This is a genomic window from Cellvibrio sp. (assembly GCF_046347455.1).
In the GTDB taxonomy this organism is placed as follows: domain Bacteria; phylum Pseudomonadota; class Gammaproteobacteria; order Pseudomonadales; family Cellvibrionaceae; genus Cellvibrio.
The window spans coordinates 1-15,937 of the sequence record NZ_JAXMGC010000005.1; the positions used below are offsets into that span (position 1 = coordinate 1).

The 15,937-nt window shown below is 45.8% G+C and carries 12 protein-coding genes; 10 read left to right on the forward strand and 2 right to left on the reverse strand.

Translation table 11 applies throughout. The annotated features are described in order from the left end of the window. The first annotated feature begins 19 nt into the window (after positions 1-19). The 4 genes from U1F02_RS10230 (at position 20) to U1F02_RS10245 (ending at position 4,942) form a co-directional block, all read left to right on the forward strand. The gene (locus U1F02_RS10230) at positions 20-169 is read left to right on the forward strand and encodes a cytochrome b (RefSeq protein WP_409990565.1); all 150 of its coding nucleotides are present in this window, start codon (positions 20-22) and stop codon (positions 167-169) included. Positions 170-209: 40 nt separating this feature from the next. Continuing rightward, entirely contained in the window at positions 210-794 is a 585-nt protein-coding gene (locus U1F02_RS10235; protein ID WP_409990292.1) for a YceI family protein, read from the forward strand. A gap of 161 nt (positions 795-955) precedes the next feature. After that, the gene (locus tag U1F02_RS10240) at positions 956-3,436 is read left to right on the forward strand and encodes a glycosyl hydrolase family 95 catalytic domain-containing protein (RefSeq protein WP_409990293.1); all 2,481 of its coding nucleotides are present in this window, start codon (positions 956-958) and stop codon (positions 3,434-3,436) included. Between the two features lie 351 nt (positions 3,437-3,787). Continuing rightward, positions 3,788-4,942 carry an AGE family epimerase/isomerase gene (locus U1F02_RS10245; protein WP_409990294.1) on the forward strand — a complete coding sequence of 385 codons (1,155 nt, stop codon included), beginning with the start codon at positions 3,788-3,790 and terminating at the stop codon, positions 4,940-4,942. 55 nt (positions 4,943-4,997) lie between these two features. On the opposite strand, the gene U1F02_RS10250 is transcribed toward U1F02_RS10245, so the two are convergent. Then, on the reverse strand, positions 4,998-5,999 hold the full coding sequence (locus U1F02_RS10250) for a LacI family DNA-binding transcriptional regulator (RefSeq protein WP_409990295.1): 1,002 nt from the start codon (positions 5,997-5,999) through the stop codon (positions 4,998-5,000). A 383-nt stretch (positions 6,000-6,382) separates the two neighbouring features. Here U1F02_RS10250 and U1F02_RS10255 point away from each other — a divergent pair, with 383 nt between their 5' ends. The 6 genes from U1F02_RS10255 to U1F02_RS10280 all read left to right on the forward strand — a co-directional run bounded on the left by U1F02_RS10255 (position 6,383) and on the right by U1F02_RS10280 (position 14,165). Further along, positions 6,383-8,305, forward strand: a complete 1,923-nt coding sequence (locus tag U1F02_RS10255; RefSeq protein ID WP_409990296.1) for a sodium:solute symporter family protein — start codon at positions 6,383-6,385, stop codon at positions 8,303-8,305. 75 nt (positions 8,306-8,380) lie between these two features. Then, on the forward strand, positions 8,381-9,562 hold the full coding sequence (mgp130, locus tag U1F02_RS10260; protein WP_409990297.1) for a 4-O-beta-d-mannosyl-d-glucose phosphorylase Mgp130: 1,182 nt from the start codon (positions 8,381-8,383) through the stop codon (positions 9,560-9,562). A gap of 6 nt (positions 9,563-9,568) precedes the next feature. Then, positions 9,569-10,801 carry an AGE family epimerase/isomerase gene (locus tag U1F02_RS10265; RefSeq protein WP_409990298.1) on the forward strand — a complete coding sequence of 411 codons (1,233 nt, stop codon included), beginning with the start codon at positions 9,569-9,571 and terminating at the stop codon, positions 10,799-10,801. 41 nt (positions 10,802-10,842) lie between these two features. Then, positions 10,843-12,177 carry a glycoside hydrolase 5 family protein gene (locus U1F02_RS10270; RefSeq protein WP_409990299.1) on the forward strand — a complete coding sequence of 445 codons (1,335 nt, stop codon included), beginning with the start codon at positions 10,843-10,845 and terminating at the stop codon, positions 12,175-12,177. Between the two features lie 209 nt (positions 12,178-12,386). After that, positions 12,387-13,748: a PQQ-dependent sugar dehydrogenase gene (locus U1F02_RS10275; protein ID WP_409990300.1), complete on the forward strand. Its 1,362-nt coding sequence runs from the start codon at positions 12,387-12,389 to the stop codon at positions 13,746-13,748. 105 nt (positions 13,749-13,853) lie between these two features. Further along, a complete protein-coding gene (locus U1F02_RS10280; protein WP_409990301.1) occupies positions 13,854-14,165 on the forward strand; it encodes a hypothetical protein in 312 nt (103 codons plus the stop codon). A 39-nt stretch (positions 14,166-14,204) separates the two neighbouring features. Here U1F02_RS10280 and U1F02_RS10285 read toward each other — a convergent pair whose 3' ends face one another. Continuing rightward, positions 14,205-15,923: a protein kinase domain-containing protein gene (locus U1F02_RS10285; protein WP_409990302.1), complete on the reverse strand. Its 1,719-nt coding sequence runs from the start codon at positions 15,921-15,923 to the stop codon at positions 14,205-14,207. Positions 15,924-15,937 lie beyond the last annotated feature (14 nt).

Genomic DNA, 15,937 nt, shown 5'->3' on the forward strand with positions numbered 1-15,937 from the left:
CGAGCTATCCGCCGATAATATCGATCGCGCAGGCAAAATTCACAAATACGTTGCGTGGGGACTAATTGCATTAGTCGCTCTCCATGCAATTGCTGCATTATTTCACCACTTTATCAAACGCGATAAAACGCTCGTTCGAATGTTAAAACCCTCGGACGATTCTCTTTAAGTCTGCAATCAACCAAAGTCAAAATCAACAGGAGCAATTTATGTTTGCAAAAAAACAACTCGCCGTTTTGGCACTCAGTACACTTGGTGTTGTGAGCCTGCCTTCATTGGCTGACGATTACACTATCGACACCAAAGGCGCTCACGCGTCAATTAACTTTGCGATTAAACACTTAGGCTACAGTGTGTTGACTGGTCGCTTTGATACTTTCTCTGGTGATTTTTCTTACGATCCAGCAAAAGTAGAAGCAAGTACTATCAACGTTACCATTGATACCAACAGTGTTAACTCAAACCATGCTGAGCGCGACAAACATTTACGCAGCAAAGATTTTTTGAATGTTGAAAAATTTCCTAAAGCAACTTTCGTAAGCAAGAAAGTCGTAGCAGGAAAAGATAAAGACAGTTTCGATTTGGTTGGCGATTTCACGCTCAATGGCGTAACCAAAAGCATCACTATCGCTGCGAAAAAAGTTGGCGAAGGTAAAGACCCATGGGGCGGTTACCGCGCAGGCTTTGAAGGCACAGCTGAGTTGACATTGAAAGACTACAATATTGTTTTCCCGCTCGGCCCAGCGTCAGAGACTGTGAAATTGTCTCTGAATGTTGAAGGTGTAAAGAAGTAAGCCGCCTTTGATGTACACATCCCCACCGCACGCTAAGTGCCGTGGGGATTTTTTTTGCCTATCATTTTTAGCATTTTCGCCAAACACAGGTTATTATCCTTATTTATAATACAATTAAAGCATCTCACAATAACAACTCATCAGCTAACAGGTATTCCTTTATGAAATACAAAGGCCTTCTGCTTCTTTTTGTCTCAAGCTTGGCGTTTGGGCAAGCCGCGCCCGAGCCCACCAACTCACTTACGTTGAAATACGATAAGCCCGCCGAAAAATGGACAGAAGCCTTACCCGTGGGAAATGGTCGTTTGGGCGCCATGGTTTTTGGCAAGGTGAACGAGGAGCTTATTCAGCTTAATGAAGCGACACTTTGGAGTGGTGGCCCCGTTGCTAAAAATGTAAACCCCAAGGCCTACGAATTTTTGGCGCCAGCTCGTGAAGCACTGAAAGAAGGTGATTATGTAAAAGCCAGCGAAATTGTTAAAAACATGCAGGGTTACTTTACCGAAAGTTATTTGCCATTGGGTGACTTGCAGTTGTCACAATCCTTGACCGGCACTACTTCAGATTACTCACGCGACTTAAATATTCGCGATGGTTTAACAACCACACGTTTTAAAGCGAACGGCGTGAATTACAAACGTGAAGTATTTGCTTCTGCGCCCGGCCAAGCCATTGTAGTTCGCCTTTCTGCCGATAAAGCGAATCAGATTTCATTTACGGCCAACACCAAAAGCCCGCTGAAATATTCCAGCTCCACAACTACAGAGACCTTGGTACTAAACGGTAGAGCACCATCCCACGTCGACCCGAGTTATTTCGGCGCAAAACGTGAGCCGATTGTATACGACGAAAAAGATAGCTGCAGGGGTATGCGCTTTGAATTGGCGGTGAAGCCAATTGTAAAAGACGGCAAGCTCGCAATTGCCGATAATAAAATCAGCGTCAGTAATGCGTCAGAAGTTATTTTATTAATTTCAGCCGCAACCAGTTTCAACGGCTTTGATAAGTGCCCCTTCAACCAAGGCGCGGATGAACACCAGCTGGTTAAGACTTATCTCGAAAAAAACGAAGGTAAAACTTACGCACAGCTTTTTGATGAGCACCAAAAAGATTTTCGTCAGTTCTTTGATCGTGTTTCACTGCAGATCAATGCAGACACCGAAGCCACCAAATCCAACCTGACAACAGACACGCGCTTGGAAGAGTACACTGTAGGAAAAACAGATAACGATTTGGAAGCATTGTATTTTCAATTTGGTCGTTACTTGTTGATATCGTCCTCACGCACACCCAATGCGCCCGCTAATTTGCAAGGCATTTGGAATAAAGAAGTTCGTCCGCCTTGGAGCAGTAATTACACAACCAACATCAATATTCAAATGAATTACTGGCCGGTTGAAACCGCTAACTTGTCGGAATTGTTTTCGCCGCTCAATGATTTAATAAAAAATCTGGCGGTAAACGGAACAGAAACTGCTGCGACTTTTTACCATGCACCGGGTTGGGTGGTTCACCACAATTCAGATATTTGGGCCACATCAAACCCCGTAGGCGAATTAGGTAAGCTCGACCCAATGTGGGCGAACTGGTATATGGGCGCGAATTGGATGAGCCGTCATTTATGGGAGCATTATCAATTCACCGGTGATAAAGAATATTTGAAACAAATTTATCCACTGCTAAAAAGCGCAGCGGAATTTAGTCTTGCGTGGTTACAAAAAGATAAAGATGGCCACTTGATTACCATGCCATCCACATCACCCGAAAACGTTTACTACTACACCGATAAAGCAGGTCAGCAGCAGAAAGGTAACATCACTGTTGCGGCAACTATGGACATTGGCATTATTGGAGATTTATTTGGCAACGTTATTGAAGCGAGTGAAATTTTAAATACCGATAAAGCGTTCAGAAAAACACTAATTGCCAGCAAGAAGAAATTATTGCCTTACCAAATTGGTAGCAAAGGCCAACTGCAAGAATGGTATAAAGATTTTGAAGAAGTTGAGCCGCATCATCGCCACGTTTCGCATTTGTATGCCGTGCACCCAGCGCACGAAATTTCTCCACTCGCCACACCGGCGCTAGCGAATGCGGCAAAGAAAACGCTGGAGCTTCGCGGTGATGATGGCACCGGCTGGAGCTTGGCTTGGAAAGTGAACATGTGGGCGCGTTTATTAGATGGCGATCACGCTTACACATTGTTTAAAAATTTGCTGCGCATTACCCGCGAAAAGGATAATCCCTATGCCGGCCACGGCGGTGCATATCCCAATTTGTTTGACGCGCACCCACCTTTCCAAATCGATGGAAACTTCGCAGGCACTGCGGGTGTTATTGAAATGCTGTTGCAAAGCCAAAATAACGAAATTCATTTGTTACCGGCTTTGCCATCCGCATGGAAATCTGGAAAGGTAACTGGCTTAGTTGCTCGCGGTAATTTTGTGGTGGATATTAATTGGCAAAATAACCAAATCACGCAAGCGACAGTTTTGTCGCGTAACGGCGGGAAGTGCGTCGTTAGAACCAATACGCCAGTCATAATTAAACCTCTGGGGCTAAAGAGTGAGAAATCGTCGATCGGTTATACGCTCAGCTTTAATTCCCGTGTTGGTGAGCGCTACTTGGTCGAGTCGGAGTAATGAGCGCCTTTTCATAGAGGTGTTAAATAAGCAGGTTTAGCTAGGTTCTAATCAGGCGAGCCATTTAGCAGACGAACGGCTTGTAATCGGTTACACTTGTTGGCATCATAGTGTTATCCAGACTGCCAAAGCGTGAACCTTGCCGGTGATTGTTTGGCGGTATCGCTGCTGATGAGCTATCAGTGCCGATAAAGTCCTTCGGGATATTTGCTGGTGTTAGCCCGCTGTTGTTTCTTTAACCCCGGCTTGCCGGGGTTTTTTACGCGCCTAAATTACTGAAAAATTTCAACTTTTCTTCTGGAATGGGTATAGTTCGTCCAATACCAATTTCCGTCTGCTTAAGGATAACCCATGTCTGCTCAGCTAAAGGCTCAGGCCCAGCGCCTCGAAAACTGGTTAAAAAACGACGCAATTCCCCTCTGGCTAAGCCGCGGTATCAATTCCCAAAATGGTGTTAATTACGAACGTTTTCTGGTCAACGGAGACGTAGACTTCGATTCCACAACTCGCGTAAGGGTGCAAGCTCGCCAAGCCTTTTTCTTCGCCCAAGCGGCCGATCGCGGCTGGTGTGATTCCGGCAAAGCCGTCGCCCAACGCATGCTGGCCTTCGTTCAACAACACGCGGCGCACCCCACTTCCGGTGGCGGCTATAGCCATTTGCTGGATAAGAATTACCGGGTCATAGACACCAAACAAGATCTTTACGACCACGCGTTTTTCTTGCTCGCTAACGCGTGGGTTTACCGCGCTTGCGGTGACGCAAGTGCGCTTGCAGAAGCGGAGAAGTTAGTTGCGCATTTGGATGCTAAATTCGGGTCGCCGGTAGGTGGCTGGATTGAGGGCGACTACGACTACGCTTGTCGCCGCCAAAATCCGCATATGCATTTGTTCGAGGCATTCCTCGCACTTTACGATGCAACCCAAGATGCTAAATGGTTGGCGCGTGTGGGCGAACTTTTCGCGCTATTTCAAAGCCATTTTTTCGATGCCGAAAAACAAGTTCTGTTTGAGTTTTTTGAAGAAGATTGGTCGCTTTGCCCTTCACCGAAAGGCGATGTGGTTGAACCCGGTCATATGATGGAGTGGGTGTGGCTCTTGGACTGGTACAGCCGCCGCAGCGGTCGCCCGGTTGGGCATTACACCAAGGCACTCTACGAAAAAGGCTTGCAAATCGGCATGGATAAATCAGGTTTGCTGTTCGATGCTGTCGCGCCAGATGGTCGCGTTATAGATCCTAAAAAACGCTGCTGGGGTATTACCGAATTAATCAAAGCGAGCCTTGTGCAAATTCGTGCAGGGAATCCAAAGGCAGAAGCGGTTGCCATCAAAGGTGTGGATGACCTATTTACCTATTACCTATGCGCCAGTACGCCCGGTTCTTACGTCGATCAACGCGGTGCTAATGACGAAGTGGTGGTGGACGTGGCTCCGGCGAGTACGCTCTACCATTTGATCGTCGCGGCGGTGGAATTGATTGATCACTGCAATGGTGTTTACACAAAATAAAAAAGGGCGCTAAGCCCTTTTTAAAATCGAAAGTTTACATTCCACAACCGCATATTTAAGGCGCCGTTTTAACCGGTGCCGTACTCTTACGAATAATAAACTCCGTCGGCAACACGCACTCGCGCTGGCTCAGCGGTTCCCCTTCAATCACTTTCAGCAACATGTCCATGGCCATCTTGCCCATTTCCTCAGCGGGTTGGGAAATGGTGGTCAAACTTGGATCGGAATATTTGGCGTAGGCGATATCGTCAAAGCCGGTTACAGACATATCTTCCGGAATGCGAATACCCTGATTCTTTAGCGTTTGCATTGCGCCAATGGCCATTTCATCGTTCATGGAAAAAATCGCGGTGGGGCGATTCTTCATGTTGCAGAACTGGAACGCAGCATTGAGTCCAGACCACATGGTGAAGTCGCCTTCGGCTATCAAGTCTTTCTCAAAGGGAATCCCCGCTTCCGCGAGTGCTTCTTTGTAACCTTCCAGACGATCTATGGCGTGGGGGTTGTCCTTCAAGCCGGAAATCACGCCTATGCGGCGATGCCCCAAGGAGATCAAATAGTTCACCATGGTTTTAGCGGCGCTGCGGTTGTCGATGCGAATGGCAGGGCCGGTGGTGTACTCGCAACCGCAGGCGTTGACGCAAGGAATGTTCGGCGGAATGTTGTTTTGGCTTTTTTCTGAGCTAGGGCGTAACTGGATAATCCCATCGGCCAAGCGGGTTTCTACGCGGCGGATGTATTCCAGTTCGCGCTCAGATGTTCCGCGCGTATCACCCAAAAGTACTGCATAACCTTTTTGCTGGGCGCGGTCTTCAAGGGCGCGAATGAATAGGGAATAAAAAGGGTTGGCGATATCGGGAACCAAAACCACCACCGCATAGGAGCGTGCGGAACGGAAGTTTCGCGCGAGCATGTTGGGTTTGTACCCGGTTTGGGCGATGGCGCTGTGAACTTTGGCGAGGCTATCGGGAGATACCTTTTCAGGCATGCTCAGTGCGCGGGAAACGGTGGCCACGGAAACACCTGCTATACGGGCAACATCGCGAATACTGGACATAAATCTGTCTCTTCTTAAACATCAGTGGGTAGTGGTTTATTGCTACTTGCTTGGCGGGTGTAACAATAAGGCTTATCACGGTGTAAATACAGGCTGCCGAGGAAGAAATTTTTCCCCATGCCATTGAAATTAGCTGGCAATTTATTCTGTAACCGATTACATTGTGCGCCCGAATCCAAGTGTTTCGGTTTTCCGTCGTGCAAATTCCTTTAGGCTCGGCGGGCGTATTGAGCCAGTATCTATTTTTGTAAAGATGTAACCGTTTTAGTTGAACAAGTTTTAGGCGCTAGGCATGATCTTTGGCTTCGGATTTTCCCCGAGCGGGCTCGTGAAAAAGCAGCCGTAAAAGATCCTGCGGGACAACATAATAATTGGAAAACACCATGAATCTCCCCTTGCTCGACATCTTGATTGTCATCGCCTTTATTTGCTCAACCGTGTGCGTGGGTTTTTGGGTATCTGCTCGCGCCTCTAAAGACATCAACAGTTACTTTTTGGGTGGTAATAAACTCAAGTGGTACATGCTTGGGTTGTCCAACGCCTCAGGTATGTTCGATATTTCCGGCACCATGTGGTTGGTGTATTTGCTGTTCGTCTACGGCCTATCGAGCGTTTACATCCCCTGGCTGTGGCCCACCTTCAATCAAATTTTCCTCATGGTGTTTTTGGCAACCTGGTTGCGTCGCTCGGGCGTAATGACCGGGGCTGAATGGATTATTTTCCGCTTTGGTGATGACCGCGGTGCGCGGCTTTCCAATATTATTGTGGTGGCGTTCGCACTGGTCGGCGTGATTGGCTTTTTGGCTTACGGCTTTATTGGGATCGGCAAATTTGCGTCTGTATTTTTTCCGTGGAAGCTTTCCGACGATCCGCACATGAACGATGTGTTCTATGGCTTGGGTATGACGGCGATCACCACCTTTTACATTATCAAAGGTGGAATGTTCTCGGTTGTGTTTACCGAAGTTTTCCAATTTGTGGTGACGACTATTGCGAGTATCGGCGTAGGCATTATTGCGATGAACAGCGTATCGCCAGACATGATTGCCGCTATTGTTCCTGCGGGTTGGGATAGTCTTGCGGTCAACTGGCATATCAATGTGGATTGGGCGGGTCGGTTAGATGCAGCCAACGAAAAAATTGCGGCGGATGGTTACTCGCTGTTCGGCATCTTCTTCATGTTGATGTTGTTTAAAGGTGTTTTATTAAGCCTTGCTGGCCCCGCGCCCAACTATGACATGCAACGCGTGCTCTCAACCCAATCGCCGCGCGACGCCGCAAAAATGAGCGGCTTCGTTACAGTCGTACTGATGTTTCCGCGCTATATGTTGATTGCAGGTTTGACGGTGCTCGCGCTCGCCTTTTTTATGAATGATTTGCGTGCGATGGGTTCAAATGTGGATTTCGAACAAATCCTTCCTTTCGTATTAAAAAATTATATTCCCAGCGGTTTGCTCGGTTTATTAATTGCGGGTTTGCTTGCTGCTTTTATGTCTAACTTTGCTGCAACGGTTAACGCCGCGCCCGCTTATGTTGTGAATGATATTTACAAACGCTACATAAATCCTAACGCACACCCCAAGCGCTACGTTTACATGAGCTACATTGTCTCTTTGGTATTTATTGTCACAGGCGTTGGGCTCGGCTTTTATATTCCGAGTGTGAACACCGTTTTGCAGTGGATTGTGAGTGGGCTTTACGGCGGTTACACCGCATCTAATGTGCTCAAGTGGTACTGGTGGCGATTTAATGCCTATGGCTATTTCTGGGGAATGGCAATTGGCATTACGCTTGCGCTTATTTTGGCGATACCCGATGCAAATATCGCGCTGGCGAATACGCTGAATCTGTTTGGATTCGCGCTGAAAAAAATAGATTTTATTTACGCATTCCCTTGGTTGTTTGTTGTGTGTTTGGTTACTTGCGTACTGGCTTCCCTATTGACTGCGCCAACAGATATAGAAATTCTAAAGCGGTTCTATTTAAAAGTTCGCCCTTGGGGATTTTGGAAACCCGTACATGATGCGTGTTTAGCAGATCATCCAGCGCTCACAAAAAATAACAACTTTGTACGCGACATGGTGAATGTAGTTGTAGGTATTGTGTGGCAAACCAGTTTGGTTGCAGCGCCCATTTTTCTTGTCATTCATTATCAAACTGAATTCTTAGTCTGCATAGGCGTTGCCGGACTTTGCACCTTGTTCCTGTGGAAAAATTGGTATCAGCATTTGCAAGATTACCCTGCCGATGTTCCCAATGAGTTATTAATTGGAACCAATGACGAGCATCTTCTTAAGAAATCCTAATCGCTGTAACGCGAATAAGTAAAAATAAATCGGTGGCCTAATTGCCGCCGAAGGCCAAAAAATGGAGAACTTCCAATGACACAATTTAAGGCAAACGTACAGCGCTTGCTGGCGCAACATGAAGCGCTGGTAACGCAAAAAAACATACCAAAAAAAATGGGCAACGGTGTGTACACCTGCTATGAAAACCCCATTCTCACCGCAGAACATGCACCTATTTTTTGGCGTTATGATTTAAACGAAAAAACCAATCCATTTTTAATGGAGCGCCAAGGTGTTAATGCAACCTTTAACTCCGGCGCAATTTGCTGGAATGGAAAATACATTTTGGTAGTTCGTGTTGAAGGCGTTGATCGCAAATCCTTTTTTGCAGTAGCGGAAAGCCCGAACGGAATTGATAACTTCCGTTTTTGGGATTACCCCATCACCATGCCCGAAACAGGTCGCCCAGATACCAACGTATACGACATGCGTTTAACCGCACATGAAGACGGTTGGATTTATGGTTTATTTTGTACAGAGCGCAAAGATTTAAATCACCCGGAAGATACTTCAGCTGCAGAAGCACAGTGCGGTATTGCGCGCACAAAAGATTTAATTAGCTGGGAGCGCTTACCGGATTTAATTACTTATTCTGGCCAACAACGTAATGTGGTCTTGCACCCAGAATTTATTGACGGCAAATACGGCTTGTTCACGCGCCCGCAAGATGGCTTTATCAGCGTAGGTGGTGGCGGTGGTATCGGCTGGGGTTTGGTTGATGACATGACGCGCGCCGAAGTGAGATCAGAAGTCATTGTGGATGGAAAGGTCTATCACACCATTAAAGAAGTTAAAAATGGTCAGGGCCCAGCACCTATCAAAACACCAGAAGGTTGGTTGAACCTTGCGCACGGCGTGCGTAATACCGCAGCGGGTTTGCGCTACACGCTTTATATGTTTATGACTGAATTGGAGCGACCATGGGTGGTAAGCCATAGTCCGGCAGGTCATTTTATTGCGCCCCATGGTGAGGAGCGCGTAGGCGATGTATCAAACGTTGCATTTGCAAATGGTTGGATTGTGAATGAAAAGAATGAAATTTTTATTTACTACGCCTCGTCCGATACGCGCATGCATGTGGCGACAACCACAGTTGAAAAGCTCATTGATTATTGCAAAAACACTCCAGAAGACGGATTGCGTTCAGCTGCTTCAGTTGCAGCACGCAATGAACTCATCAGCGCAAATTTAAACATATTAAAAGACTTGGTTTGATCAATAATGAGTTTTACGTCTTTTTATGCGCTAAGTGAGTTGCAAGATGAGTTTTATCGGGAACTCGAATCCATTGTTAATTGGTGGATAAAGTATTCCGTAGATAATGAACATGGTGGATTTTACGGAGAGGTTGATTCCAATAATCAACCCAAAAAAAATGCGACTAAAGGTATTATCTTAAACGCACGAATTCTGTGGTTCTTTAGTGAGGTTGCGGCGCGCTACCACCTAGAGAAAAATCCAAAGGCGCATGAATGTTCATCAATGGCCAAGCGCGCATACGACTATATATTGCGCTGCTTTTTTGATGAGGAGCATGGCGGCTTTTACTGGGAGTTGGATGCGCAAGGAAATCCAGTCAATTCAAAAAAGCAAGTATACGCTCAGGCGTTTGTGATTTATGCATTAACAGCCTATTACAATTTAACGCAAGAAAACCAAGTATTAACTCACGCGCTAGATTGTTTTCATCTAGTGGAATCTAAAACGCGCGATCCACAATTTGGCGGTTACTTAGAGGCCTTTACGCGTGAGTGGGGTTCGCTTGACGATTCGCGTTTGAGTGACAAGGATTTAAATTTCCCAAAATCACAAAACACGCATTTGCATATTCTGGAAGCCTACACGCAGCTCAATAAAATTCACTCGCACCCTGCAATAACCGCAGCTTTGCGTTACAACATTGAAATATTTGATAAGCATATTATTGATAAACAAACTTATCACTTGCGTATGTTTATGGATTTGAACTGGGTAGATCACTCTCCCGGCTATACATACGGTCACGATATAGAAGCGAGCTGGCTAATTGCACAAGCTTTGGATTCGTTGAATGACGAAGCCTATCGTAAATCTCTAATGCTTGATTTGCTAAAAATAGCAGAAGTAACCTTGGCTGAAGGTGTTGGCGATTCAGGACAAGTCCTGGACTCCTACGATTTCGCTACCCATGAAAAACGATGTGATGCAGTGTGGTGGGTGCAAGCGGAAGCTTTGGTGGGCTTTTTATTTGCGTATGGCGAATTGGGCGATGCTAAATTTTTAAAAGCTGCGGAAGAATGCTGGGCATTTATAAAAAAATTTCAAATCGACCGCAAGCATGGCGAATGGCTTTGGTTATCCACAGTAAACACGCAACCACCAATCGCTAATTACAAATTAGGTTTTTGGAAGTGCCCCTATCACAACGGGCGCGCCATGATGGAAGCCATAAATTATTTGTCCAAGTTAAATTAGGATCTGAAGAATTCCCTGTTTCCAATCAGTGAGGTATAAGTATGAACAAAATAATAAACCTGAGCATTTCGCTCCTTTTGCTTTTTACGACGAGCGTGGTGTTCGCCGTTGAGCAAGCATCAATCGCGAGCAAAGATGATTATATCAGCGCCAAAGGCACCAACTTTTTATTGAAAGGGAAGCAGTACTACGTGGTGGGTACCAATATGTGGTACGGCGGCTATTTAGGTTCGTCTGGCAAGGTTGGTGACCGCGCACGTCTTGTTAAAGAACTGGATAGTTTGAAGCTCTTAGGCATTAACAATATTCGCGTTCTTGCTGTTTCAGAAAAAGCAGAACACAACAGTGCTGTTCGCCCCGCCACCACCAATGGCTTTGGTAATCACGACGAAGATTTACTTGCTGGTTTGGATTTTTTTATGGCTGAAATTGCCAAGCGCAATATTACCGCCGTTATCTATTTAAATAATTTCTGGCAGTGGTCGGGCGGCATGTCGCAATACATGAGCTGGATTACTGGCAAGCCAGTGCAAGATCCAAACGTGACCAAAGATTGGGAAAGTTTTATGCAAACGTCTGCGAGCTTTTACCAAAGTAAAAAGGCGCAAGATGAATGGCGAAAAACGATTAAGAAAATTGTTACCCGCGTGAATACTATTACAGGCAAATCTTATGTTAACGACCCGGCGATTTTGTCTTGGCAGTTAGCGAACGAGCCACGCGCAGGTAATTGGAAAGCTTCAGAGAAAGACAAAGCCATTTACGTAAAATGGATTAACGACACTGCAAAATATATTCACTCACTCGACCCCAATCATATGGTAAGTACGGGTAGCGAAGGTTTAATGGGCTCAAATGGCGATGAAAAATTATATAGCGATGCACATTCATCTCCCTATATTAATTACATGACCTACCACATGTGGATTCGCAATTGGGGTTGGTTTGATCAGAAAAAGCCAGCAGAGACTTGGGATGCAGGCGTAGCCAAAGCTAAAGAATATTTAAATGTACATATTGATATTGCGAAGAAAGTGAACAAACCGCTCGTGCTGGAGGAGTTCGGTTTGGACCGCGATTTTGGTGCTTACGATGTTAAATCCACCACGCACTACCGCGACAACTTTTATCGCATGGTATTTGACACTTTATACAACCGCGTGAAAGCAGGTGACCCTATAGTGGGTTACAACTTCTGGGCATGGAACGGCTCCGCCCGCACAACGCGTTCAAATTATTGGTGGCAATCTGGCGATGATTTTATGGGCGATCCACCGCAAGAAGAGCAAGGTATGTACGGTATTTTTGATTCAGATATTTCTACCATTTTGATCATTAAAGAATACGCCGACAAAATGCACGCTCTTGCTCAGTAATCCGAGTTTGAGGTTCCTTTTTGACCATCACAAGCCCGCTTATGCGGGCTTCGTTGTTTCTGGCGGCGGCGCTTCGGTTCAAGGGCTTCATTGGTTTGCATTTGTTTACACAAGGCCACCGTTTTTCGTTTCATTATTTGGTATCTTGTTGCGCAAGCAGTCACTTAGGCTCGGCTAGCGAGCTTCCAACAGAACGGGGTGAAACAAAAATGAAAATCAGAGCTAGATTCGGCGCAGTTATTTCGGGGTGCCTTTTAACGCTAGGCGCTGCTCAAGCAGAAACGGGTAGTGATATTTACACCGCCAACTGTGCGCAGTGCCACGGCAAGCAGCGCGAGGGTGGCTTGGGGCCGAGCTTGGCGGACAATGTTTGGCTGAATGGTGAACCTACTAAGGCCAACTTCACCAAAATCATCAGCAAAGGTTTGGTTGCTAAAGGTATGCCGGCTTGGGAGGGCTTGTTGACCAAGGCGCAAATCGATCAGCTTTCCGAGTTTCTTCTCACCAAACCTACGGCTGCTGCAGAAGCCCCTGCGGCAGATGACATCGCTAATATTCGTGTTCCCAAAGGCTTTCAAATATCCGTTTATGCGGAAGGTGTAGAAACCGCGCGCTCCTTGGTGGTCGATAGCAACGACGTGGTTTACGTGGGTTCGCGTAAGGCAGGAAAAGTTTATGCTTTGGTGGATGCTAATAAAGATGGTAAAGCCGATAAGGTGATTACGGTTGCCGAAGGTTTGGATTCACCTATAGGTGTGACCTTGCTCAATAGCTCGCTTTATGTTGCGGAAATTTCGCGCGTAATCCGCTTCGACAACATTAATCAAACTTACGCGAACAAGCCTTCTTACACGGTCATTAAAAATGATTTAACCACTGATCGCTGGCATGGTGAGAAAGTAATTAAAGCAGGGCCCGATGGAAAACTTTATATTCCGATTGGCGCGCCCTGTAATGTATGCGACAAAGAAAACGAAGCCTACTCAAAAATTTACAGCATGAATCCGGATGGCTCTAATTTCTCTGTATTTGCAAAAGGCATTCGCAATTCAGTGGGCTTTACTTGGCATCCACTCACAAAAGAAATGTGGTTTACCGATAACGGTCGCGACGAGCTTGGCGATAACTTGCCTTCCTGTGAATTAAACCGTGCGCCCAAAGCAGGATTGCATTTTGGTTTCCCTTATTGCCACAGCGGTGTTTTACTTGACCCGGAATTTGGTAAAAACAAAAGTTGTTCTGATTATGTTGCACCGGTTGCTAACCTTGGCCCGCACGTTGCGCCTTTAGGTTTGGCCTTTTACAACGGCAACCAATTTCCAGCGCAGTACCGCAATCAATTATTTGTGGCAGAACATGGCTCTTGGAACCGCACCCAAAAAATTGGGTATCGCGTGAGCTTGGTGACGCTGGCAGGCAATCAGTTGTTAACCGACACGCCCTTCGTTGAATTCTTACACGACGAAAATGTGCTAGGCCGCCCAGTTGATGTGGCATTTTTAAGTGATGGTTCTATGTTGATTTCTGACGATTCACGCGGTCGGGTGTATCGCGTCACTTACACCAAGTAGCTATTTAAAAATTGGGGTCAGAGTAAAATTAGATTGAGAGTTTCGTAAATCTGATAAATTTTCCTTTTTTATTTTGCTCTGACCCCAATTCACAAAGGATATGGCGTGACTAAAATTATTACTAATGAAGTTATTGAAGAGTCTTTAAAGCTGATCGATTCAAAAACTCTTTTCAAGAAAGAAAAAATCAAATATGAAATTCAGGATGATTACAATTTCCTTATGTTTTCGATTTCGGTTGACGAATTCTCTAAAGTGGACCTGAAGTTGAGTTTTAAATATGTTGCGCAAATGTTAAATTCTTCGATTCCAAAGAGGAAAGGAGAATATTCTTGGATGGTAAATTTCACGAATGGTGGATTGGTAGTAGATAGCTATTTTGGTGGTGATTTAGATTGCCCAAATGCAGGGCTATAGTCATTGAATTGGGGTGGTGTGCGTCCCATTCATAAATTTCTAACGTTTCCAAAACAATAAAGCAACTGCGCACAGCCAGCCGCTAACAGCTAACACCTTCCACAATTTATCGGGGTGTCGTTCAATCAAGGGTTGTTGACGTTGCGTTAACCATTCTGGGTTGGGGCGCTTTAAATCTTGAAGCCATTCGGACAAAACTTCATAACGAGAATTAGGGTAAATGCTTAAGGCTTTCTGCAAGGCTTTGTCTAGCCAATAAGGCACGAGCGGGTTGTGCTGCATCGCAGAAATGTATTTTAATTTTTGAAAACTCCGCAAGTCATTGGCTTTTGCGTATTTCTCTCCGTAGGGCAATTTTCCAGTCAGCATTTCATAGAGCAAGACGGCTAAGGAAAATTGATCAGATGCGGGTCCCACTTTTCCGCCATACCTATATTCAGGTGCTGAGTAGTCTGCGGTTCCTAAAGCTATCTCGCGCGTAAAAGGAGCAATCACCTCCTCAACACCGGCAACCCAACAGGAACCGAAATCCACGATGATGGGGCCTCTGTTACTGATCACGACATTGTCAGGTTTTAAATCCTGATGCAGTGTGTCTTTGCGATGGAACACGCGAATACCGCGAATCAATTGCTCAATAATTTCTACTGCATCAACGATTGCCAAATTTCCACGCTCTTTTAGCAGTTGGGTAAGTGTCGGGCCACCAATATATTCGGTGAGATAATAAAGGCATGAGCGAGATTCCGGTGCGGGAATGACACGCGCCACGCCCGCACCGTGAATGCGTGAACCAATCCAGGATTCCATAACGAAACGTTCAATATAAGCGGGATCGTCCTGAAAATTTACTGACGGTGTTTTCATCACCAGCTGCGTGCCTTTTTCATCTTCGACTAAATAGACTTGGCTTCTCGTAGACTCGTGAAGAACTTTTTTAACGCGCAAGCCGTCGATTATTTTTCCGGGTGAAAGTAAAGGCGGAAAAGGCAGACGCGACAAAATTTGCATTGCATCATTTTGCGTAGCGTGACCCAGTTGTTCTACAGCTACAGCCTGAATACTGAGATTGTCATCGCTGTTGTTGGCGAGCGCGGTTTCAATAATCGTGTTGACGAGCTTATCTAAATCCTGAGTGTTTTGTTTAATTAAGGATTTGAGTTCTGCAGTGGGTATAAACTCGTGAACACCATCGCAGCTTAAAATAAAAATGTCGCCAATTTCTAATTCAGCCGTGTACACATCCACTTCAAGAAAAGGATCTGCGCCAAGAGCGCGGCTCAAATAATTGGTTTGACGATCAATACGCTGTGTGTGGTCGCGTGTAAGGCATTCAAATTCATCACCACGCAACCGGTATACGCGCGTATCGCCTACATGAAATACAAAGGCAGAGGAGCCTTTTAACACTAACGCGGAAAAAGTGGTTAGGTAACCTTCTCCATAAATAGAATTTTGGCTGCGCCCAAACAAACTGGAGTTAAGCGCCTGAATAACACGCATGGCTGATTGTTGTGTGCGCCAGGTGTCCGGCGTTGCGTAATAATCGGTGAGAAAACCTGTAATCGCTGTTTGGCTTGCTTCACGAGCGGCCATGCTACTACTCACGCCATCGGCAATTGCGATTGCTATGCCTTTATTGGTGAGTGCGTTCCCTTCTGGAATACGTGCGCCGACTGTGTCTTGGTTTTCTGGCTTTCGCCCCGCTTCGCTTCGTTGTGCGAAACGAATATGTAAGCCAGATTGAAGGTGATCCATAAGCTGAGCCGCTG

What these genes read in the sequence shown, in the direction of transcription:
- U1F02_RS10235 (WP_409990292.1), top strand. Translation starts at nt 210, where the DNA reads ATGTTTGCAAAAAAACAACTCGCCGTTTTGGCACTCAGTACACTTGGT.
- U1F02_RS10240 (WP_409990293.1), top strand. Translation starts at nt 956, where the DNA reads ATGAAATACAAAGGCCTTCTGCTTCTTTTTGTCTCAAGCTTGGCGTTT.
- U1F02_RS10245 (WP_409990294.1), top strand. Translation starts at nt 3,788, where the DNA reads ATGTCTGCTCAGCTAAAGGCTCAGGCCCAGCGCCTCGAAAACTGGTTA.
- U1F02_RS10250 (WP_409990295.1), bottom strand. Translation starts at nt 5,999, where the DNA reads ATGTCCAGTATTCGCGATGTTGCCCGTATAGCAGGTGTTTCCGTGGCC.
- U1F02_RS10255 (WP_409990296.1), top strand. Translation starts at nt 6,383, where the DNA reads ATGAATCTCCCCTTGCTCGACATCTTGATTGTCATCGCCTTTATTTGC.
- mgp130 (WP_409990297.1), top strand. Translation starts at nt 8,381, where the DNA reads ATGACACAATTTAAGGCAAACGTACAGCGCTTGCTGGCGCAACATGAA.
- U1F02_RS10265 (WP_409990298.1), top strand. Translation starts at nt 9,569, where the DNA reads ATGAGTTTTACGTCTTTTTATGCGCTAAGTGAGTTGCAAGATGAGTTT.
- U1F02_RS10270 (WP_409990299.1), top strand. Translation starts at nt 10,843, where the DNA reads ATGAACAAAATAATAAACCTGAGCATTTCGCTCCTTTTGCTTTTTACG.
- U1F02_RS10275 (WP_409990300.1), top strand. Translation starts at nt 12,387, where the DNA reads ATGAAAATCAGAGCTAGATTCGGCGCAGTTATTTCGGGGTGCCTTTTA.
- U1F02_RS10285 (WP_409990302.1), bottom strand. Translation starts at nt 15,923, where the DNA reads ATGGATCACCTTCAATCTGGCTTACATATTCGTTTCGCACAACGAAGC.